Source organism: Spirochaetae bacterium HGW-Spirochaetae-1, assembly GCA_002839375.1.
Taxonomy (GTDB): Bacteria; Spirochaetota; UBA4802; order UBA4802; family UBA5550; genus PGXY01.
In genome coordinates this window covers 86,885-108,121 of sequence record PGXY01000004.1, presented here as the reverse complement: position 1 = coordinate 108,121, position 21,237 = coordinate 86,885, and the positions used below count along the sequence as shown (strand labels likewise).

General features: G+C 47.9%; 19 protein-coding genes. 13 read left to right on the top strand and 6 right to left on the bottom strand.

Annotation, left to right across the window (positions count from 1 at the left end; translation table 11 throughout):
- Positions 1 to 117: 117 nt before the first annotated feature.
- From CVV44_08340 to CVV44_08315, 6 genes are all read left to right on the top strand, one after another.
- Entirely contained in the window at positions 118 to 2,727 is a 2,610-nt protein-coding gene (locus tag CVV44_08340) for a hypothetical protein (protein ID PKL38868.1), read from the top strand.
- A 101-nt stretch (positions 2,728 to 2,828) separates the two neighbouring features.
- Entirely contained in the window at positions 2,829 to 3,365 is a 537-nt protein-coding gene (locus tag CVV44_08335; GenBank protein PKL38867.1) for a hypothetical protein, read from the top strand.
- A 28-nt stretch (positions 3,366 to 3,393) separates the two neighbouring features.
- Positions 3,394 to 4,098: a hypothetical protein gene (locus CVV44_08330; protein ID PKL38866.1), complete on the top strand. Its 705-nt coding sequence runs from the start codon at positions 3,394 to 3,396 to the stop codon at positions 4,096 to 4,098.
- A 68-nt stretch (positions 4,099 to 4,166) separates the two neighbouring features.
- Complete coding sequence (locus CVV44_08325; GenBank protein ID PKL38865.1) at positions 4,167 to 4,715, top strand: hypothetical protein; 549 nt, start codon at positions 4,167 to 4,169, stop codon at positions 4,713 to 4,715.
- A 217-nt stretch (positions 4,716 to 4,932) separates the two neighbouring features.
- A complete protein-coding gene (locus CVV44_08320; GenBank protein ID PKL38864.1) occupies positions 4,933 to 5,400 on the top strand; it encodes a PTS sugar transporter subunit IIA in 468 nt (155 codons plus the stop codon).
- A 27-nt stretch (positions 5,401 to 5,427) separates the two neighbouring features.
- A complete protein-coding gene (locus CVV44_08315) occupies positions 5,428 to 6,477 on the top strand; it encodes a Holliday junction branch migration DNA helicase RuvB (protein PKL38863.1) in 1,050 nt (349 codons plus the stop codon).
- Positions 6,478 to 6,523: 46 nt separating this feature from the next.
- On the opposite strand, the gene CVV44_08310 is transcribed toward CVV44_08315, so the two are convergent.
- Positions 6,524 to 7,585, bottom strand: a complete 1,062-nt coding sequence (locus CVV44_08310; protein ID PKL38862.1) for a mechanosensitive ion channel protein MscS — start codon at positions 7,583 to 7,585, stop codon at positions 6,524 to 6,526.
- Between the two features lie 631 nt (positions 7,586 to 8,216).
- Here CVV44_08310 and CVV44_08305 point away from each other — a divergent pair.
- The gene (locus tag CVV44_08305; GenBank protein ID PKL38861.1) at positions 8,217 to 9,761 is read left to right on the top strand and encodes a permease; all 1,545 of its coding nucleotides are present in this window, start codon (positions 8,217 to 8,219) and stop codon (positions 9,759 to 9,761) included.
- Between the two features lie 183 nt (positions 9,762 to 9,944).
- Complete coding sequence (locus CVV44_08300; GenBank protein ID PKL38860.1) at positions 9,945 to 10,817, top strand: hypothetical protein; 873 nt, start codon at positions 9,945 to 9,947, stop codon at positions 10,815 to 10,817.
- Between the two features lie 39 nt (positions 10,818 to 10,856).
- Here the strand turns inward: CVV44_08300 and CVV44_08295 are convergent, their stop codons facing one another.
- Positions 10,857 to 11,780, bottom strand: coding sequence for a hypothetical protein (locus CVV44_08295; GenBank protein ID PKL38859.1), 924 nt, complete (start codon positions 11,778 to 11,780; stop codon positions 10,857 to 10,859).
- A gap of 164 nt (positions 11,781 to 11,944) precedes the next feature.
- Positions 11,945 to 12,787: an ATP/GTP-binding protein gene (locus CVV44_08290; protein ID PKL38858.1), complete on the bottom strand. Its 843-nt coding sequence runs from the start codon at positions 12,785 to 12,787 to the stop codon at positions 11,945 to 11,947.
- A gap of 214 nt (positions 12,788 to 13,001) precedes the next feature.
- Between CVV44_08290 and CVV44_08285 the strand changes: the two genes are divergently transcribed.
- Positions 13,002 to 14,012, top strand: coding sequence for a hypothetical protein (locus tag CVV44_08285; protein PKL38857.1), 1,011 nt, complete (start codon positions 13,002 to 13,004; stop codon positions 14,010 to 14,012).
- 78 nt (positions 14,013 to 14,090) lie between these two features.
- On the top strand, positions 14,091 to 16,415 hold the full coding sequence (locus CVV44_08280) for a hypothetical protein (protein PKL38856.1): 2,325 nt from the start codon (positions 14,091 to 14,093) through the stop codon (positions 16,413 to 16,415).
- Positions 16,416 to 16,491: 76 nt separating this feature from the next.
- Here CVV44_08280 and CVV44_08275 read toward each other — a convergent pair whose 3' ends face one another.
- Entirely contained in the window at positions 16,492 to 17,331 is an 840-nt protein-coding gene (locus tag CVV44_08275) for a retinol dehydrogenase (GenBank protein ID PKL38855.1), read from the bottom strand.
- A complete protein-coding gene (locus tag CVV44_08270) occupies positions 17,304 to 18,239 on the bottom strand; it encodes an alpha/beta hydrolase (protein PKL38854.1) in 936 nt (311 codons plus the stop codon). The genes CVV44_08275 and CVV44_08270 overlap by 28 nt, the downstream gene beginning before the upstream one ends.
- 155 nt (positions 18,240 to 18,394) lie before the next feature.
- On the opposite strand from CVV44_08270, the gene CVV44_08265 reads away from it, so the two are divergent.
- From CVV44_08265 to CVV44_08255, 3 genes are all read left to right on the top strand, one after another.
- Positions 18,395 to 19,267, top strand: coding sequence for a hypothetical protein (locus CVV44_08265; protein PKL38853.1), 873 nt, complete (start codon positions 18,395 to 18,397; stop codon positions 19,265 to 19,267).
- 62 nt (positions 19,268 to 19,329) lie between these two features.
- Complete coding sequence (locus tag CVV44_08260) at positions 19,330 to 19,812, top strand: hypothetical protein (protein ID PKL38852.1); 483 nt, start codon at positions 19,330 to 19,332, stop codon at positions 19,810 to 19,812.
- Entirely contained in the window at positions 19,799 to 19,996 is a 198-nt protein-coding gene (locus tag CVV44_08255) for a hypothetical protein (GenBank protein ID PKL38851.1), read from the top strand. The genes CVV44_08260 and CVV44_08255 overlap by 14 nt, the downstream gene beginning before the upstream one ends.
- A gap of 181 nt (positions 19,997 to 20,177) precedes the next feature.
- Here CVV44_08255 and CVV44_08250 read toward each other — a convergent pair whose 3' ends face one another.
- Positions 20,178 to 21,236, bottom strand: coding sequence for an EamA family transporter (locus CVV44_08250; GenBank protein PKL38850.1), 1,059 nt, complete (start codon positions 21,234 to 21,236; stop codon positions 20,178 to 20,180).
- Position 21,237 lies beyond the last annotated feature (1 nt).

The window sequence follows — 21,237 nt, the reverse complement described above, 5'->3', positions numbered from 1 at the left end:
AAAAATTTTCGAAACGCGTAATAATGTTTGATTTTAACCACCGAACCCCTTTAGTATGAAATAGATATATCCTTCGATTTTCCCGGAAAATGACAGGTATAGTAAAATCAGGTAATCGTGAGAATATTTACAAAAATAAGAAAGGCCCTCCGACAGGCGAAACCGGTGTCACCGGTTCCCGGCCATGAACTTAGTGATGTAAATAAACGGCTGGACCTGTATCACATCATGGAAAACAATCTCACGGATGTGATCTGGATTGTTGAGATTGCCACGCTTAAATATATCCTCGTCTCACAGTCCATTGAAAAAATATTCGGTTATACGCCCGAAGAAGCATATACGATGCTGGTCACGGACCTGGTGGCTCACGATGAACTTCAGCGGCTACTGGATATCCTGAAAACGGAGCTTGAGGCTGAAAAACACGGCACTGCCGATCCGGAACGGGTCTATGTCATTGAGACTGTGCTTATACATAAAACAGGAACACGGATTCCCGTTGATGTGAGGGTGAAATTCATCCGTGATGCCATGGGGAAACCCTATGCCCTTCAGGGGATCAGCCGGGATATCAGCAGCCTGAAACAGGCCCAGAGGGCCCTCCAGGAAAGTGAAAGCCTGTACAAGCTCATAACTGAAAATGTTACCGATATCATATGGATCTTTGACCTGGCTGAAATGAAAACCGTTTATATCAGCCCTTCCGTGGAAACAATCAGGGGGATGTCGGTTGAAGAGGCCAAGGCCCTTTCCCTGGAGGCAAAATTTCCGCCGGAATCGATGCACAGGCTGCTGAAGAAAATACAGGACGAATTTGAAAAGGATATAAAAGGCGAGAGGGAAGCGGACCGGACTGTCTGCATGGAACTGCAGGCATATAAAAAGAACGGGACGACCATCTGGCTTGAAATGACGATAAAATTTCTCCGTGACCACCAGGGAAATCCCGTGGCACTACAGGGGATATCGCGGGATATAACAGACCGAAAGCGGATGGAACGTGTCCTGCAGTATCGGCTGGAGCTTGATAATCTCATAACAGCCATATCAACGCATTTCATCAATATATCCTCGGCAGGTTTTGACGATGCCATTGAACAGGCCCTGCATATAATCGGCGATTTCGTGAATGCCGACCGGAGTTATGTGCTGCTCTTCGACCGCGATGGCCAAAAAATCGAGAAGATTTATGAATGGTGCCGTGTCGGGGAACTCTGCCAGAAGGGCATGCTGGAAAATGCCCGTATCGAGAATATACCCTGGCTGACAGCCAAATTGCATGAATTCAGCAGCATCAATATATTTTCCAATAATGAAATTTTCCGCACCGATGAAGGAGAAAAAGCCGGAACCAGGCCGGGCCATGATACGGATTTTATCTGCACTCCCATGATCTATGCCGGTTCCCTGAAGGGAGTTCTGGGTTTTGACAGGATCAGCCGGCCCGAATCATGGTCCGATGATTTTCTGTTGTTTATCAGGATCATCAGTGATATACTGGTCAATGCTTTCGAACATATACAGTCGGAAAAGAGGCTCCTCCGGGCAAAGGAGGAGGCGGAGAAGGCAAATATGGCCAAGAGTCAGCTGTTGACTAACATGAGTCATGAACTGCGGACGCCCCTGAATTCCATACTCGGTTTCAGCCAGCTCCTTCAGATGGAGAGTGTCGGTCATCTTAATCAGGAGCAGAAGGAGTTTCTTGCCTATATAAACAACAGCGGTGAACACCTGCTTGAAATGGTCAACGATCTGCTTGATCTTTCTAAGATTGAGGCCGGCCGGCTGGAGCTCAGGAAAAGGTATTTTGACTTGAGAAAGCTCCTGTCCGAATTTCCCCGTAAGATCGGTGTTCTGCTTGAACAGAAGGAACTTAAGATGGAATTATCCATTGGCGAGGGGATAGATATAATCTATGCCGATCCTGTCAGGATCAAACAGATACTCTATAACCTCATATCAAACGCTATAAAGTTCACAGACAGCGGCAAGAATATCGGCATTTCGGCAAGACGGAAAAATGAAGATATTGAGATTGTTGTCTGGGATCAGGGGATCGGCATAGCTGAAGAAAACCAGGAAAGGATTTTTCAGTACTTTGAGCAGTTACATATGGGACTCCATGAGGGAACAGGCCTGGGGCTGGCCATATCAAAGGAGCTCATCGAACTGCATGGCGGTCGGGTCAAGGTGGACAGTGCTCCTGACAAGGGAAGTTCATTTACTATCAGACTGCCCGTTGCCGTCAGTCCGGGTAATGTGAGCGATCAGCCTCAAGATGAAATGTATGCCGGGGATGATACCTACTGCATCAGAGAATTATCGGGAGAAATGCAGAAGTGTCTCGCCCTGGTGGTTGAGGATAACCGGGTTAATATGAAACTGATAAAGGCGATACTGGAGAACAGGGGCATACAGGTCATCAGCGCCGGTAACGGCGAGGAAGGGGTTGAAAAAACCAGGAATGAAAAACCGGACCTGATACTCATGGATATCCACCTGCCCGGGATTGACGGTATCGAGACTATGAAAAGAATCAGGGAGATGGACGGCGGTGTTCCCATCATCGCACTGACAGCCGATGCCATGAAGGGCTCCATGGATTATTACCTCGAAAAAGGATTCAACGACTATATTTCAAAACCGATACAGGTTGATGAAATAATCGGTAAGATACGGAAGTTGATGGAGGGCGGACAAAACAACAATTCAATTACTAATTGAGATCAACCTTGTATTGTAGAAAAATTAGAAATTAAAATCAGTGATTTAAGGGAAAAGAAATATTCGTCATAGAGCAGGATGAAAAAAAGAGGAGGAAGAAGATGAAGAAGACAGGACTAGTATTATTGTTCCCCTTACTGGGAATGCTTATGTGTACCAATACCCCTTCACTCAAAACGGTTCCTGATGTGGACCTACCCCGTTTCATGGGGCCCTGGTATGTCATCGCGAATATTCCTACGTTTCTTGAAAAGGATGCCTATAATGCCATAGAATCATACAGGCTCGATACGGACGGAACCATTGCAACAACATTCACCTTTCATAAAGGAGCTTATGACGGTCCCCTGAAAACATACAATCCCCGCGGTTTTGTGCGTGATGATAAGTCCAATGCGGTCTGGGATATGCAGTTTATCTGGCCTTTCAAGTCGGAGTATCTTATCGTCCATCTGAATGATGATTACAGTCAGACGGTAATCGGACGGTCAAAACTTGATTATGTATGGATCATGGCGCGGACTCCGACAATATCCAGCGATGATTTACAGGCTATCATTAAAAAAATTTCCGACATGGGGTATGATACGGCCAAAATAAAAATGGTCCCGCAGAAGTGGGAGCATAAGGACAAGTGACTGGATTTATAACGATGAAGGAGCTGACATGAAAATTAATATCTTTGCCCTATGCATCATTCTTATCGCGGCGTATCCCCTGCACGCCGAGGATATTTTCGAGGGGGATGTGTACCTCCAGGGCACCAACAAGGGACTCCTGATTTTTAAACAGAGAAACGACAGGGAAAGGGATGGCGAAAAAACTATTCTGCGGCATATTTACACGACTCCTTCAGGAGAGCTGTCCGCACTGGAAGAAGTTGTCTATGTAAAAGGCAAACTGGCAGCTTATACGGTGGAAATGCCCGACAGCCCGTGCGGATGCACTCTTGTGCGTCGCCAGGATACAATTGTTTTCAGCTTTACGAGGGGAGATGGCGGCAGCAGAGAATCGGCATTCACTGAAAATATAGTGATGGGCCCCACGCTCACGGATTTTATAGTGAAAAACTGGGACGCCCTGACAGCGGGAAAACCGGTATACTTCAATCTACCGGCCATGAGCCTCCAGAGGGTTGCCATGTTTCAACTGATAGCCGATCCGCAGTCACCATACGCACGGGATGGGGTTATCGTGTTAAAAATGAAGATCGCCAATTATTTTCTGCGATTGCTTGTGGACCCCGTTGATCTTGTTCTGGATGTGAAGACGAAAAGAATGCTGGAGATTCACGGGAAGAGTCTTTTAACACGAAGAGTGAATGGAAAGCTGGAAAACCCTGTTGTTGATATATACTATCGGTATCCCTGATCCATAAAGACAGGTTTGCTCTGTGGACATGAGGGAAGAAATATAACGAATAAAAATGGAGGAAAGCCATGTCATTACATAGTCAAAAAAAATATCTCCTCGTTGTTAATATTGTTGGCGGGATCGCTGTCCTCTTCAGCTATATACAGGGATTACAGGCTCATCCTGAAGCGGGTCCGCTGTTATGGGGGGAAGTGCCGGCAGCTATTATGCCCTTGTATACCATATCAATGTTTTCCGCTGCGACGGGGTATTTGCTTTTTACCTGGTTTATCTTATTTCGTCTGAATGCTGATGAAGTTAAAATAGCAGGCCGTTTTTCTTACGTCCTGTTTAATGCGCTGTATATACTCATCCTGGCCCCGTCGGCCCTGTGGATGCCCCTCACTTTTATAATGCTGGAGCAGCCTTCGCTTGTTACATGGGTAGCCATCCGTGTTGTGCTTGCCGCTGTGGGAATCGGTTCCGCGGGCATGCTTGCGGCATTGTTTTCAGTGCGGCCCCGTGCCCCCTTATGGGCATATATACCGGCCGTTATTGGATCCATTGCGTTTTGTGTGCAGACAGCCCTCCTGGATGCCCTGGTGTGGCCGGCGTTTTTCCCTCTTACATTTTAAGTGCAGAGTTATTACCGGCTATAACCGATTCTTGAACATCGGCCGGCACGTCTGCGCGATGTATCAACCGCAGGCTTAAAAATATGAAATTAGGAATATCCCTGTAAAGCCTCACTAATAGGGCTTGACTTAATCTATGACTATCTGTAGATTTACCTAATAATATTTTTGACTGTTCAATTACGATAAATCCAGACGGTAACCAAGTTTAAATCATATGGTTTTAGCTGAAAGCCTGAAAAAAATAAATATACTCGTCAAAGCCAGATCAAAGAACAAGTGGGAATTGATCGATGAGATGGTTGATCTGGCAGTGAAGAACAGGGAAATATCCTCCGCCGACAGCGAAGAGATAAAGATGGCTCTTGTGGAGCGTGAAAAATCCATGAGCACCGGCATCGGCAACGGTGTGGCCATTCCCCATTGCACGACCGCAAGAGTATCGGATATAATAATTATTCTGGCTATCAGCCAGAAGGGGATTGATTTTGACTCTATTGACAACAATCCGGTCAGAATAGTGATTCTCCTCCTGGTACCTAAAAACAAGCTTTCCCAGCACATCAAGTCTCTTGCCAACATAGCAAAGGTGATGGGCGATGAAGAACTGCGTGAGAAGATCGCCTCGCTCAAGACGGCCGAATCGATTCTTAAAACAATTAAAAATTTCAAGATTAACAAATAATAAATCTCAGAGGAACACCCATTTACCATGGATGATATTTCCCGTATCGTCAGCACGACAAAATTGACCGAGGATGACCTGGATCAGGACAGATCCCTGCGCCCGTCCATACTGGAAGAATTCATCGGGCAGAAAAAAATCACTGAAAATCTCAAGGTCTTCGTGGAATCGGCCAAGATGAGGAAGGAACCTCTGGACCATGTACTTCTCGCCGGTCCTCCGGGTCTGGGGAAAACGACGCTTGCCTTCATCATCGCGCATGAACTGGGAGTCAATCTCAGGGCCACATCGGCGCCCATCATTGACAAGGCCGGGGATCTCGCGTCGATCCTCACGAACCTCGAGGAGAACGACGTTCTTTTCATAGATGAGATTCACCGGCTTTCACCTGCCATTGAGGAGATTCTCTATCCGGCCATGGAAGACAGGACCATTGATATTGTCGTGGGGCAGGGCGTGGGAGCCAAGAGCATCAAGATTAACCTGGCCCCTTTTACCCTGGTGGGTGCAACCACCAGAACCGGGCTTCTCACCTCGGCGCTGCGTGACCGTTTCGGCATCCCCCTGCGTCTTGATTATTACTCTCCCGAGGAGTTACGGATTATAGCCCGGCGTTCGGCCCGCATACTGGGGTGCACCATCGAGGACGATGCCGCGCTGGAAATAGCGCGAAGGGCAAGAAGGACTCCCCGTATCGTGAACAGACTCCTGAAACGCGTCGTGGATTTTTCCGTGGTGCAGAGCTGCGAATCCGTAGGTATCGATATAACCCGTTATGCCCTGGAGCGTCTCGATATTGATGAACTGGGTCTGGACGATATGGACAGAAAGATACTGTCTGTCATTATAGAAAAATACAGCGGCGGGCCCGTGGGCCTGAAGACCATCGCCATTTCCGTGGGCGAGGAGACTGATACCCTGGAAGACTATTATGAACCGTTCCTGGTGCAGATAGGCCTGCTCAAGCGTACGCCCCGGGGACGGGTCGCCACATCCATGGCATACAAACATCTGGGGATACCCGTCTCGTCCATGAACCGGGACAATATTCAGGAATCGCTCTTCGGCGATGAATAGAACACGGTTTTCTTCGCGACATTGTCCCGCATCGTAGAGTCGTGAATCATGATTTCTTTACATAGACGGTGCTGGTGGGATAGGCGAACTCCACTTTTCTTCCGTCCAGTTCTTCCTTTAGTTTCAGGTTTATTTCCTGCTGTATGTCACAATAGACATTGTACTCGCTGCTATTTACATAGTAGACAACTTCGAAGTTAAGGCTGAAGTCACCGTATTCAAGGAAGTGGGTTCTGTCAAAATCAGTCATTTCAATTGTTTCAATTATTCCTTTCACAATTGCCGGTATCTCCTTCAGCTGTTCAACCGTTGTTTCATAAGTGACGCCGAACCTGAACTTGACGCGGCGGCGCTCCATCCTTTTATAATTCTGAAGGCGTGATCCGGTGAGATCCGTGTTGGAAAAGATGAGCTGCTCACCGTTGAGGCTCCGCAGCCGGGTTGTTTTAATGCCGATGTACTCAACCGTCCCCATGTGATTTTCCACGATGATGAAGTCGCCGATTTCGAAGGGGTGGTCCAGCAGAATTGAAAAATAACTGAAGATATCTCCCAGGAGGGCCTGGGCCGCGAAGGCCACGGCAACGCCGCCGATACCCATTCCTGCTATGATGGCCGAAATCTTTATTCCAAGATTGTCAAGAAAGATGAGGATAGCCGTGGACCACAATACGACTTTAAAGATGGCAGTCATGGCCATGGCGATACTCTTTCTCGAGGAATCATCTTCATTGCGTTCCCAGTAATGTTCGAACCAGAAGATGACCACGGACATGATAAAACGTACGGAAAAGAAGATGAACAGTGCCAGAACCGCCACGTTAAGGACCCTGTTGATATTTTCGTTGATATTCAGGCGTATGATGCTTATATAGAAGGCAGCGAAATAAAGGAGAGGCATTATTTTCCCCCGCATATTTTTCGCGATGATGTCATCATAAGGTGTGTTGGTTTTTTTTGCCCAGCTGGCCAGCCTTTTAAAAAGAATGAACTTTATGGCGATCACAATGACAAGACCGGCGATAAAGATACACAGGGAACACAGATATTCCCACAATGTGTTTCCCAGAATTATTTTTGATGTCAGTAGATCCATGTATTGTTGCATCTCAGGTTTGCTCCTTCCCGATTATTTAATAATTTAAGTATCATGCAGGATTACAGCATGCATTGAAGGGAACATCATGTCCATAGTATTGAGGTACAATGCGGCTATATCAAGAAATTTTTTCAAAACATGGTGGATATGGGTTATATTTTTTATTGACGAATACTTAATTGTTAAGTATTATATAAAATACTTAACAATTAAGTATTATTTTCTGTTTGTGGTTTAGACTGTGGGAAGATTTTCAGACAGGGTTGTGATTTGAATAAGGAGGTTTGTATGATACAAAAAATTTATCCCGGAAACCGGGGGCGAGTCAGCAATGACGAAAATATAAAGGACCAGCTTGCCCTGGATAACTGCAGTACGGCTCCTCATCCCGAGATGATTCGGACTGCACACGATGACGATGCCTGTCACGATGACTGGGGACTCGACGTGTAAATAGTCACATAACGGCAATAAAATATATGAAAGGCGGTTTCTTCTTAAGAGGGAACCGCCTTTTTTCTGTCGGGTCTAGGGACAAAGCATTCGTTTCTTTTTACCTGTCTCGAATTATTCTTGAAATAATATGCAGGATCATTCACAAATCGTCAGATAAGCATGCCCCGGTACTCCAAGGAGAGAGATGCTGATGAGAAATAGTGACATGTTCAAAGTACCTTTTTTTGTCCGCGGTGATTTCGACGGCTTCATCGGTCTTTTTATCGACAACCTTGTTAACCTGCTTATCATCACGGGATTGTGCCTTTCCATCGGCATGGATGAGCGGCTCATTTTCGGGCGGATACTTCCGGCCACGGCACTGTCAGTACTGGCGGGAAATATATTTTATGCCTGGCAGTCCCGAAGGCTGGCCCGGAGGGAACAGCGTTTGGATGTGACGGCGCTTCCTTACGGTATTAACACCGTTTCACTTCTGGCCTTTTTTTCTCTCATTATCATGCCGGTATACGTCCAGACAAAGGATGCGGAACTGGCCTGGCAGGTGGGTGTTATGAGCTGCCTGATTAGCGGCATATTCGAAGGCCTGGGAGCCTTCTTCGGCGATTTTCTCCGGAGGATATCGCCCCGGGCCGCGCTCCTGGCCACACTGGCGGGCATAGCCATTGCTTTTATAGCCCTGGATCATACAATAAAGATATGGGACAAACCCGTGATAGCCTTTATCCCCCTGGCTCTCATTCTCGTGGAATATTTTTCCCATGTCCGGCTCCCGTTCAGAATACCGGCCGGTTTTTACGCACTGTTTCTGGGCTCACTCATTGCCTGGACCACCGGGGCCATGGACGGCGCGGCACTGACAAAATCAATAGACCAGATTTCTCTGCATGTACCTGATTTCGCTCTTTTCAGTATTTTTACCGCGGATAACATGGCACGCATGGTTCCCTACCTTTCCATATCCGTCCCAATGGGCCTCATGAGTTTTTTCGGGACCCTGCAGAATATAGAGTCGGCCTCGGCCGCCGGTGATACCTATCGGGCCATGCCTGCCCTGGCAATGAACGGCGCCGGAACCGTGGTTGGGGCCCTGTTCGGCTCTCCCTTTCCCACGACGGTGTACATCGGCCATCCCGGCTGGAAGGGACTGGGCGCCCGGTCCGGATACAGTGTCCTGAATGGAGCGGTTATAACGCTCATATGTTTTACGGGCCTCATGAGTGTTGTCGTGTCGCTGATTCCCCTGGAAGCCGGCTATCCCATCCTGCTCTGGATCGGCGTGGTCATCACGGCCCAGGCCTTCCAGACGACACCGGGAGAGCATGCCCCTGCCGTGGCCCTGGGGCTCATGCCGGCCATCGCCGCCTGGGGACTCTCGCTTCTGCGGCAGTTCGTCAATGCCGGTGGAGGAAAACCCGTGGAGGAGACGAACCGTATTATTGCCGCAACACTTCCCCACCTGAAGGGCATACTGGTTTTTGCCGAGGGGCCCCTCTTTTCCGCCATGTTTCTCACGGGTGTGGCTGTGTATATTATCGAGAAGAATTTTCTCCGGGCTTTCTACTGGACTCTGCCTCTCATTGCTTTTTCCTGGCTGGGGCTTATTCATTCTCCCGCCGTGGGATGGGGAATGGCGGGGATGGTTCCCCTGGGATACGGGCTTTTTGCCGGGGTGCTGCTGCTGGTGTGGGTATATGAGAGAAAAGGCAGGGGGGCGGATGAAAAATGAAGGGGCGGGAATGACTATTCAGTATTTCTGAAGAAAAAGTCCTTGTATATCAACAGAGAATAATTCATACATTTCCAAAGATATTCTAAACCGGTATTACCGGAAAACCATGCACATCGGGGGATTTCCATGAAAAAATTTTTTACAATTATGATTATTTCAACAATATTAAGTGGATGCTCCATGTTCAGGGAATTCGAGATCGCCGGTGATTTCAACAAACAGCACTATAAGAAAATAGGTATCCTGGTGGTGCGAATGGGGAATCAGGTCTATTCCGGTGTTTCACATATCACTCTCCAGACAAATTATGCGAACCGGACATGTAAGTCCCAGTCCACCATGGGTATTTCCGAGGATTTTGTCGATGTGTATATCGATGATGACACAAGAATTAAAGAATCCATACCCGATTATCCCCGGTATAAGCCGGCAAGCCTGAGTAATCTTGGAGCCGTGCGGAAGGAAGAGAATAATTATTACAGGAATATAACCCCGCAGCTGACAAAGGGACTCGTTCACTTCATGAGCAAAAAAGGATATGAAGCCGTCGATGTGCGGGCTCTGGCAAAAAAGTGGGATCGGTCCCTGTCGGAGATGACAGTACAGGAAATACTGGACCGGGTGAAAGGAAATGTGGATTCCCTGCTGGTGTTTCACTATATGGATATCGGCGATACGTACCTGTACATTGTCACATCGGAATCAAGGGTAACAGGCTTCAGCTCAATTTCATATACCACGGCGATGTTTGATGCAAAAACGGGACAGCGCCAGTTATTTTTCAAACCCCTGTTCCCCTATGTAATACCGACCGTACTGGCAAATGATCCGTTGATACAGAATGACCCGGCGCAAAGGGATAAAGTGAGCATCGAGGAAGGCGTCGGCTCTTCGGGAGTATCCACGTATCCTACGAAAACTATACGTGTCACCCTGTCCGACGAGGAAATGATCCAGCATGTAATACGGTATATATGCTATGGGATAAAATTCCGGGCAAAGGACGCGCAGTATGATACGGAGTGGAAGGGACTGGATATGATGATCCCCTGATGCCGGGATCTGGAGAGACAATGAAAGGGAGAAATGATTTTATTTCATAATCTTTTCCTGTTTCACCTCATAAAACATTCCACGATATTTCCCCGGTGCTTCGCCGCCGTTGATCATGACCGCCATGGTCTTCCCCGCCGGCAGTTTAATCTTTGTGATGTATGCCAGGAAATCCCCGTCGGTGCCGTAGCTGTTTCCGAATCCCGCCAGCACAAAGACCGGGCCTCCTTTTTCTTTTTTCAGATCGGCAACAATCTGTTTTAAAACCATGGTTTTACCGGGACCGTGCGTAATGGGCGGGATTGCCTCGCGCGTGATTTTTTCCTGATCGCTTTTCATGAGAATGCCGCGGATATTGCCGGACGGAATGTCAAGGGCACTCGCTGATCCCTGGACAAAAACCTGGGCACTGGCGCTGATGACGTAGATCCCGATGTCTTCCTGCTGAAGGGATTTCATGACCGTCATGGATGACTGAAAGAAATATTTCTGCAAAGTTGAATTGAAGTAGTCTTCTGAAAAGGCGATTATTTTATTTTCCTCATTGCCCGCCAGTGCCCGTGGATAGAGAAGCAGATAGGCTGTATGGTCTGCTTTTTCAAGATGGAGAGCCGTCTTTTTAAAAATTGAATACTTCGCAGGGGGATATTCCCTTGAGAAGCCGGCTTCAATGGATTTTTGCGCCAGCCCCTTGAATACCTGGTTGCCATTGATAGTAAGGCCTTCAGTACAATCTCCTTTCTGGATTGTTCCGTCGAAGTCCCAGAAGGTGATGAAGAGCGGTTTTATTTTCCCAGCAGCGGGGAGAATGGTCCGTATGTCGTTCCTGGTGGCAATTATATGACGGGTTATAGCATCGGCGTGGTTTTCTTTTTTATCTTTGCATCCGGGAAGAGACGGGAAAAGCGCTATCGTCAGGAACAGGGCACAAACCCGTTTTGATGGAGTGTTAGAGTGCGGCATGTTATCCTCCCTGGTTTTATTGTTAGAGATAAAGTGGGATATCAGAAAAAATTATTTCCAAAAGTGAGATCTTCACCAAGTTTTGAACGAAGCCATTGATACCTGTAACAGTTTCCTGTCTGCCGGGAAACTGTTACATCATGTCTCAAACGAATATCGAGGAGTCAATCCGGCTTCACACGGTATGCCACAACCCGGTTGTCGAAAAAGGTCGGGATGAGGAGCATGTTTTTCCCCGGGATATATTCCACATCGGCAGCGTTGATTTTCTGCGCGGTAGTATCGAGCAGTACTTTTCCCGGCTTGTCGGGATACACGAGTTCTGTTTTTCCGTTCCAGTCGCTGATGATATAAGAGCCCCCGCCCGTGTCGCGGAGCCCGTCCACCATGCCGTGTCCCGGGAGGCTGACCTCGGTGGAAATATTTTTATCCTTCAACCCGACGCTGAGGATTGCTCCTTCCACGCCCACGAGGAGCCGGTCGCCTTTCATGCACAGGCCATTGGGGCTCTTCACCGCGGGAGATTCAAGCCACGGGGAAACCGTGCCGTTTTTCAGCATATGTATTTTATTGGTGTACATGTCGGTGATGTAAACAGTACCTTTGGCGTCAATGGCTATGTCATTGAGAAACTTCGCTCCTTTCACGTCATGGGTCCTTACAATCTTTGCATCCTTGATGCTGATAAGGGCAATACGGCTGATATCGGTGACATAGAGGGTGTCGCCATGGATGCCCATTCCCTTGGGGGCGTTGAGTCCCCGGACCCATTCCTGCTTGATGATCTTTCCATCGAGGTCGAGCTTCGCGATAAAACCCAGGCCGTTTTTCTCCGTGGGCTTGCCGTAGATGTTTGATACATAGAGAATGTTTTCTCCGGGACTATAGAGTACTGACTCGGGAACATTGAGCTTTTTCTCCGATTCCCAGAGTTTTGTGACGCTGACGGAATCACGGCATCCCGTATAAGCGACGACGAAAATAAGAAGGATAATACACTTTTTCATAACGGTCCTCCAGGGAAAGGTTAAGATGCAGATTTTATGGAATAAATGTAACAGTACATCGGGCAGGATGCAATTATTTATTTATGGGAATGTAAAGGAATTTTGTTCTTTTAGAAATACCGATCACCAGCTTTGGAACAAAATTATTCTTGCAACCATAGTATTGATTTTATATAGTATCGACGAATGCAATTTTGAGGAAGACTGCTGCAAAATGTTTGAAAAAATAGTAAAATACATACTGAGCGTTTTTGTGATATCCCTGACTCTAACGGGCTGTCAGGGATTTTATGACGCGGCCCTGAATGGGCCGGGAGTCATCTATGCTGTTGATGATGATGACTTAGGCTATAAAGAACTCCTTATTTCCGGCGGGAAAGCGCCATACCGGTACAGTACAGAAATTACTGCCGCCATAACGGATATGGTCGTATCCGGGGACAGCCGGGTAATTATGAATAACGATACTTTTACTGTGAGCCTTACCCCTCATGATTACGGCTTGTCCGGAACCTGGACGAATATATCCGGTTGTTACCCTGCCAATACAATTTATACAAAGGGCAACAGACACGGGGTATATGCCCTTGATGATTCGGGACTTATGTATGAATTTGATGAAGGGAGTGTCGATACCATCGCAAACATCTTTGCCTCATCAACTACTTTGTCATTGGCAACAATATCAAATCCAATTATGTTTACTTCTTCCGATGACGGTGAGATTTATATTTTTGTTTCGGACGGTTTGACTGACAGTTACATATATCGCTGGGATTATGGGACTCTCACATTATTAAATAGTTCAACAACTCTTGGTGTTAACTCTCCCATTTTTGGCGATAAAGTTGGTGCTTATGTGTACATCGGCACCAGTAATACTTTGTATCGTTTTCCATCAAGTGGTACAGATACACCGGTTCTCTTTAATTATGGGCTTGGCGTTACAACTGATTATGCCATTATCGATAAAAGCACCGCATATTGTGTGGATAATGAGCTTACCTGGGTTGTTTATAAGATAAACATGGCTATCGATGCCCATGAGGCTAAGTATGATTTTGGCGATGCAAACGGAGAAATTCGAATTGAGCCGTTCAGAGGGAATCTGGCTATGGGAATCAAGGATAGAGCCCCTGATGACGGTCTCTATATTTATGACATATCTGATAATAAAATGAAACAAATCCACTCAAGCCCCATCCTGGCCCTGCAGGTACGATAATTAATCCTTGACATTCCCGCTCCCCGTGATATAAAAACCGATTTGCTTGAATTTCATACATCACGGGGAGGCTCTGCCATGGAACTGAAGGATATCATCGAGAAACCGGAAGACCGGCTTTTTGTCATTGCACCGGAATGCTTCATTATCTTCACCGGCGATTCCCTCGACGATGAGCGTCCCCTGATACGTATCGGCAACAGCCGCGACCTGCCTCTTGAGGCCCTGCCCCTCATTGAAAATATTGTTGTTCCCGATATTCCCACGGGGAGCCCCTTCGCCGAATTAAACAATACTGATCACGCCAGTCCCGGGAAAAACCGTTATATCGGCAGTACGCGTCCCGTGCGCGACGGCCTTGCCCTTCTTAAGGCGCAGGGAGCTGAAACAGAGGCCATGTCGGTGATGGAGATAGAACAGGCCGGTGAGAATACCGAGGAACGGGCCATTTCAAAAAAAGGGTCCTATACGGGCATTTTTTACCGGGGCGGCAACTTCCGGGTTAAACTTGGCGAAATGATTCTTTTCGATCTTGCAGCGATGCGGGAAAAGCATTGCAGCGATATGGCTATGTGCTCACTTCTTTCCCGGGAGAGTGCGGAAGACCGTTACAGGGGCAAGGGTTTCATTACGCTCACGGGGAGCCCCTGTATTTACGGCAACGGATATTTCACGCTTCACGGCATATATCCTTCGGTTTTCAAAGATTTTCATTCCCTGCGCATGGACCCTTCCCTGGTGCAGGGTGTGGTGATGCCCGGCGGACCCGCTCCTTCCATTATCCCCCTTCTGAAATGGAAGCACGAGGAGAAACGGCGGCTGAGAATATTCAGTCATGATACTGATGCGGCAGCGCTCCTGGGGCGCCTGTACCCGGATTGTGTTCTTACCGTCAGTCCCCTTTCTGGCATGGAATACAGTACGGGAGAGGGAATTGTAATCAAACAGATAAAAGGCAGTACCAGCCTCCTGGCGCAGTACCGCAATGTGCCTCCTGCCAGGGCCGATGTGAATATCGCCTTTATTGCAGACTATGAAGGGATTGAGAGCGCGCTTAATTCCAGGGCCCATATTCTCGTTATGAACGGGACAATCTATGACGGAGCCGCTCCCCTCCTTAAGGATGTGGAATGTCCCATCGTGGTGACTGGGGACGGCTTAAAACAGGGGAAGGTCAGGCCCGTCGTGACATTGCCGACCCGCATGCAGTATGAGGTACAGATCTACGACGATATGGATACCGTGCTGAAGGACCTTATACAGCAAATTGCAGGGGCGGGACTGGGGCACCTTCTGGAAGAATGGCCGCCCAGGAATAAACGAAAGTTCATGAAGATGCTCCCCCGGCAGGAAGGAGCATCCCTTGGAGAGATTCTCGCCCTGCAAAATCTGAAGACCATGTTCCGCATCGAAGAGGAGTTGCATGGCGATTCCGCTGTAAGAAAAATTATCGATGCCATGGAGAAAAATGTACCGGAAGGGCCCATGATGGAGATGTTCCCCGGCCGACGGTACGTCAATCTGGCCATATACGGCGATCGTGTCTATTTCATTCATGGAGCCGATAACCGGGAAGCAGTACCGGAGTATCCATTCCCTGATGAAATTAATACGGCGTCATGCGGTAGAATAGCCGGTTCAGTTTTTCACGAGCAGTGCCTGACAATTCTTCAGGACCGCGAGCGTCTTCAGAAGCTCCTGTCTCTTTACTATAGAAAGAGCCCGGTCTTGAAAAAGAACCTGAAACAACTTGCCGGGGCTATGCCGGGAGAAAGGGGCATAGCCCCCGAAGGCGCCGCGGCCGGTGACCGGCGGAGTATAAGCATGCAGCTCAGGAAAATACGGCTGCGGAAAATAAGGAAAGTCCTTTTCATCATCGCCGTTCCTTTTATTCTTGCCGGACTTTTCCTTGCAGGGATGAGTCTCTTGCAGGATTACCGTGCACGCGAAGAGCGGATGGCCGTGGAGAGGAAAGTTGAGGCTGAAAAGAACCGCGTTGAGACCATTAAAAAAACATACAATGTCCATGTTTCTGATTATGATATTTTTCTCTACGCAAACCAGGTAGCCCTGAAGAACGGGTATGCGCCCATTGAATTGAAGACCCTGAAAAAGAAAAATCCCAACTGGATTTTCCCCGGAAATGTATTTATTCTCATGGACGGTGAGCGCATAACGGTTGTGGAAGGAAATACTCTCTGGGGTATTTCGGAGAAAAAGCTCATGCAGCGGCATATCGACTTCTATTCACTCATTGAAGAGATGAAAGACATGAGCGCCGATGATCCCGCAGCGTTGGAAAAACTGAAAAAGGCAAGGAGCCTGGCCTTTTCAAAGAGTCATTTCGAGATCCTGGAGCAGATGAAGAAGGGGATGAATCATGAGGGAACTTCTAAAAATTAAATCTGGATGTTCCCTTGTGGGCACAAACAGTGGAAAAACCTGATGTTTAGAGGTGCCCAGAAGTAGAGTCCATGGATTATGCCGGGAAATTGCAGAGTGACATGGCCTGGTTCCAGACACCGTTAATGAACTCTCTGTCAAGAGCCATGGGCCTCAGCTCCGCCGGTTTGAACCGATCAAAATAAACGCCCGATGTCCCTTCAAAACGGGTATTCACGGCAAGGTTTACCGGGGCTTCAGCTCCTTCGGCAGGGCTCAGACAGAAATGCTTGGCCAGTTTCATTACAAGGCCGGGTAGCCCTCTCATTTCACCCAGGCCTGTTCTGACCACGCCGGGATGTATGGCATTGATGACAACACCGGTTCCCTTCCATTTTTCCGCAAAGCGCATGGTGGTAACCAGGTTGAGAAATTTGGTCGAGGCATAGGTCCTTAAAATGCTGAAATTATCACCGGTGGCCGTTGCCTTGAAATTCTTCATGCCAAGAGGATAAAGTCCCGCAGAAATCTGGATAATACGACACTTGTTTTTTAAGAAGATGTCTTCCAGGAGGTGGTTCAGCATGAACGGTGCCAGGTGATTGGTGACAAAGGACTGCTCAAGTCCATCGGGGTTGAGAACCTTTCGTACAGGCCAGATTCCGGCATTGTGAATGAAATGGGAAAACAGGGGACTTTGTTCTCTGATTAGACTTTCCGTGACCCGTATGGACTCCATGGAGCCAAGGTCTCCCCGAATATAATCGATGCCGGTGAGTCCCATGGATTTCATTTCCCTGAGAAACAATTCGGCTTTTTCAATGTCGCGGCATATGACAGTGACCCGGTATCCCTTCCAGAGCAGGTTTTCCGCCATGGCCGCTCCGATTCCCCGGTTCCCGCCGGTGATCAGGACTCTCTGTGTTTGTCGAGCCATGCTATGACATCCCTGAAAACCTCATCGCGGTTTATTTCGTTGAGCATTTCATGCCGGCCTTCCGGATAGAATTTGTAGCTCACATCCATGATTCCGGCCTTCAGAAATGACCCGTATACCTGAAGTACTCCCTTGGTGTTTGCTCCCACGGGATCAAGGGCGCCGGAAAAAAGATATATGGGAAGATTCTTGGGTATGCGGTTGATATTTTCCGCTTTGTTGATATAGGTAAGAGCCGGCAGCAGGTCGCAGAAAAAACCCGCTGTAAAAACCTCACCGCACCATGGATCATCGACGTATTTATCAACCTCGGCATTGTCGCGGGATAACCAGTCAAAGGCGGTCCTGTTAGGCTTGAAGGCGCTATTGAACTTGCCGAATGAGAGCTTATCGAGAAAAGGGCTCCTGGTTTTTCGGCCCACTTTTTTTGCTTCGCGTTTTGCCACCAGGTAACCGATTTTTCCCAGCAGTCCCGGATCGCCGGCAGTTCCTGACAGGATGAGACCCTTCAGTTCATTGCCGTGCTGCATGACATAATTGCGTGATACGAATGATCCCATGCTGTGGCCAAAGAGAAAAACCGGAAGCCCCGGATGCTCCTTTTTAATATGACGGGTGATAGTGAACTGGTCCTCGACGACTTTTTCCCATCCCTGCTCATCGGCGAAATATCCGACCTTGTCCAGGGACCCGGCTGTTTTGCCGTGACCGCGGTGATCATTGGCATAGACGGCATAGCCTGCCTTAACCAGTTCCACGGCGAAGCGCTCGTAGCGTGCTGCGTGTTCCGCCATGCCATGGGAAATCTGGATAGCGCCCTTTATCTCTTTTTTAGTATCGGGAAGCCATTGATATATGTAAATAGGTGTACCATCCGCTGCAGTCAGGGGAAAAGTTTTGCTTTTCATAGACGCGCTGCTCCTGTGAATATGTTTACCCGATGATAGATAATATTTCAGGATACTATTGTCAATACGGGTCTTTACAAATATTAAGAACTGTTTTTGCGGTTCTGTCAAGAAAATATTCCGATCTTAATTAAGGATCAAGACAGTATCTTCCTTTGGGACACGGGAATATCAATAAAAAACTTGTCAACTCCCCGGGGATGAGTCATGGTGATGGACAACATTATTACAAGGAGATCGACATGACTGAACATACAATCGGAGGGATTCATTTTATAACCGGAAACTGGCCTCTCGATGCGGGAAGAAACACGGTTATTTTTATCCATGGTTCGGGGAACTCACGTCTTTTATGGAAAGGGCAGGTGGAAGGTCTCGCAGAAGAGATCAATACCGTGGCGCTTGATCTTCCCGGTCATGGGAAAAGTGCGGGCCTGGGCATGAATACCATAACCGGGTACGCTTCGGCCGTGGAGAAGTTGATAGATGAGGCTGATATCCCCGGCCCTGTTCCCTGCGGGCTTAGCATGGGAGGTGCTGTTGTGCTGCGTATGCTTCTTGATTCACCCTCCAGGTACAGGGCGGGAATTCTTGTTAATACCGGGGCGCGTCTCAGGGTCCTGCCCGCCATTTTTGATGCTGTCAGGAACAATTATGAGGGATACACGGCTTCCCTGGCCTCAGTTGCCGCGTCACCGAAAACCGATACGGCCCTGCTTAAGGACATCATTGATGATGCAAAAACATGCAGTCCCGAGGTCGTACTGGGGGACTTCACCGCCTGTGATAACTTTGATGTTATGGACCGCCTGCATGAGATCAAGGTGCCGGTTCTGGTCCTCACCGCTGAAGATGACCGGCTTTCACCGGTGAAATACGGCCGGTATCTGGCAGAGCATATAGAGAATGCCGTTTATGTTGAAATTCCGGCAGCCGGGCACATGTCTCCCGTGGAAAAAACTGAAGAAGTGAACAGGGAATTGAAGCGGTTTCTGAATGAGTCAGGGCTTCAAATCATCGGTCAATAAGCCTCCGGAAAAGAACCATAAGTTCTTGACATCCGGCAATTTGTTGAATATCTTTTCCTTCTATGGATATGTTTAATAAATTCATTGAAATTTTTGACGCACTTGAAAAGGAAGGAGTTGAATATATCCTGATTGGCGGCTTTGCCGTGGTATTATACGGACTCCCGAGAGTTACACAGGACATCGATATATTTCTCAAACCTTCCTATGATAATATTGAAAAGCTTAAAAAGGTTTTAAGTTCGCTTTTTGATGATGACAGCATTGAAGAAATATCTGCAGATATGCTTGAAAATTATCCTGTTGTACGATATGGTTCTCCCGATGGATTTAATATAGATATAATAATCCGTATCGGAGATATGTTCAAGTATAGTGATATCAGGTTTAATATAAAGAATATTGAGGGACACACTGTAAAGATTGCGACTGTTGAATCTTTATATAGAATGAAGAAAGATACAGTGAGACCCGTGGACAAATCCGATGCTGCTTTCCTTATGGGACTATTAAAAGAGGAAGAGAAAAATAATGCCGGTTTATAAATTCAAATCCTTTGAAGAGGCCGAGAGAGCTCTCTGGAACTTTAGTCCTGACAGCGACTATTACCGGAGAGTAGCCGGTTTGTTTCAGATAACCTTCAGACTTAATCCCCCTGACTGTAAAAGAGGGGTGCATCCCTACAGAAATATCGAAGAAGCCGCCAGGAACAGAGAAAAATCTTTATAAGGACATCTCTAAAAAATTGAGTTTTGGATGCTCCTTTGTACGCACAAACATTGGGGAAATAGGGTATTTTTAATCTATTGTTAATGAAAAACCATATTTTTAGAGGTGCCTATAAGATAACTGAAACTTTTAACTCCTTCCTGAGAAATGGTATCATGCGAAATTTTCTTTCTTTACCGGGTCAGTCTTTATGAATATGCCGGTGGTGCAGGTCGGGCCAGTGTGGATGGGAGTGCGTCGTGACATCATGCCGGTGGCTGTGTTCATGATACGATACATCCTCTTCGTGGCTGTGTCCGTGATGGAGATCGTCGTGGCGATGTATATGGGTATGTTCTGTTTCATGATGCTCATGGCGGTGCTCATGGTGCTCCAGGATGAGCAGGGAAATAGCAGTGATGAAGAGGATAATGGATACGGTCTGCACGGGTGAAATCGATTCGGAGAGGAATACGACGGAAAAAGTGACGCCGAAGAACGGGGCACTGGAGAAGATAACCTGGCTCCTTGTCGCTCCCAGTTTCTGTGCCGACATGATGTAGAGGACAATGCTCAAGCCATAGGAAAGCCCTCCCAGAAGAAGCGAATAGAGAATCATTTCTCCCGCGGGAGCCGGACCGGGGAGAAAATGGCCGATGGCGGTATTCACTGCGCCTGCGAATAAACCCTTGATGAAGGTACTCTGCACTGCCGATATTCCGTCGATAAGGGCCGTGAAATGATTGTCGAATCCCCAGCACAGGCATGCCAGGCCTGTGAGTGCGGCGGGAATGATCCCCGAGGGACCTTCATGAATGGTCAGTATGATGCTGGATGCCAGCGCAGTAAGCACACCGGCCCAGCCAATCTTTCCCAGGTGGTCCCTGAAAAAAAATGTTCCGAGAACGGCCGTGGCCACCAGTTCCATGTTCAGCCATAGCGAAACAGATGAGGCCGCCGCGTTCTGTAGACCAAAGAGGAGAAGGATCGGACCGGCGATGCCGCCTAGCACAACTGCCCCCGTGAGTTTTTTAAGATTTCCCCTGTCCATGCCGGGGAGACGTCTGAATTCACCTCTGGCGATCAGGATGGGAAAGAGCCCTGCGGAAGCCCCCAGATACAGGAGCCCGGCCAGTGAAAAGGGATTGAGTGTATGGAGGAGCTGTTTGCTTGCCGGGGCAGCCATGCCGAAGAGGGCGGCCGCCAGAAGGGCCAGTATGACGGGGAAAATGGAAATGAAGGTGCTGCCGGAACCTATCATG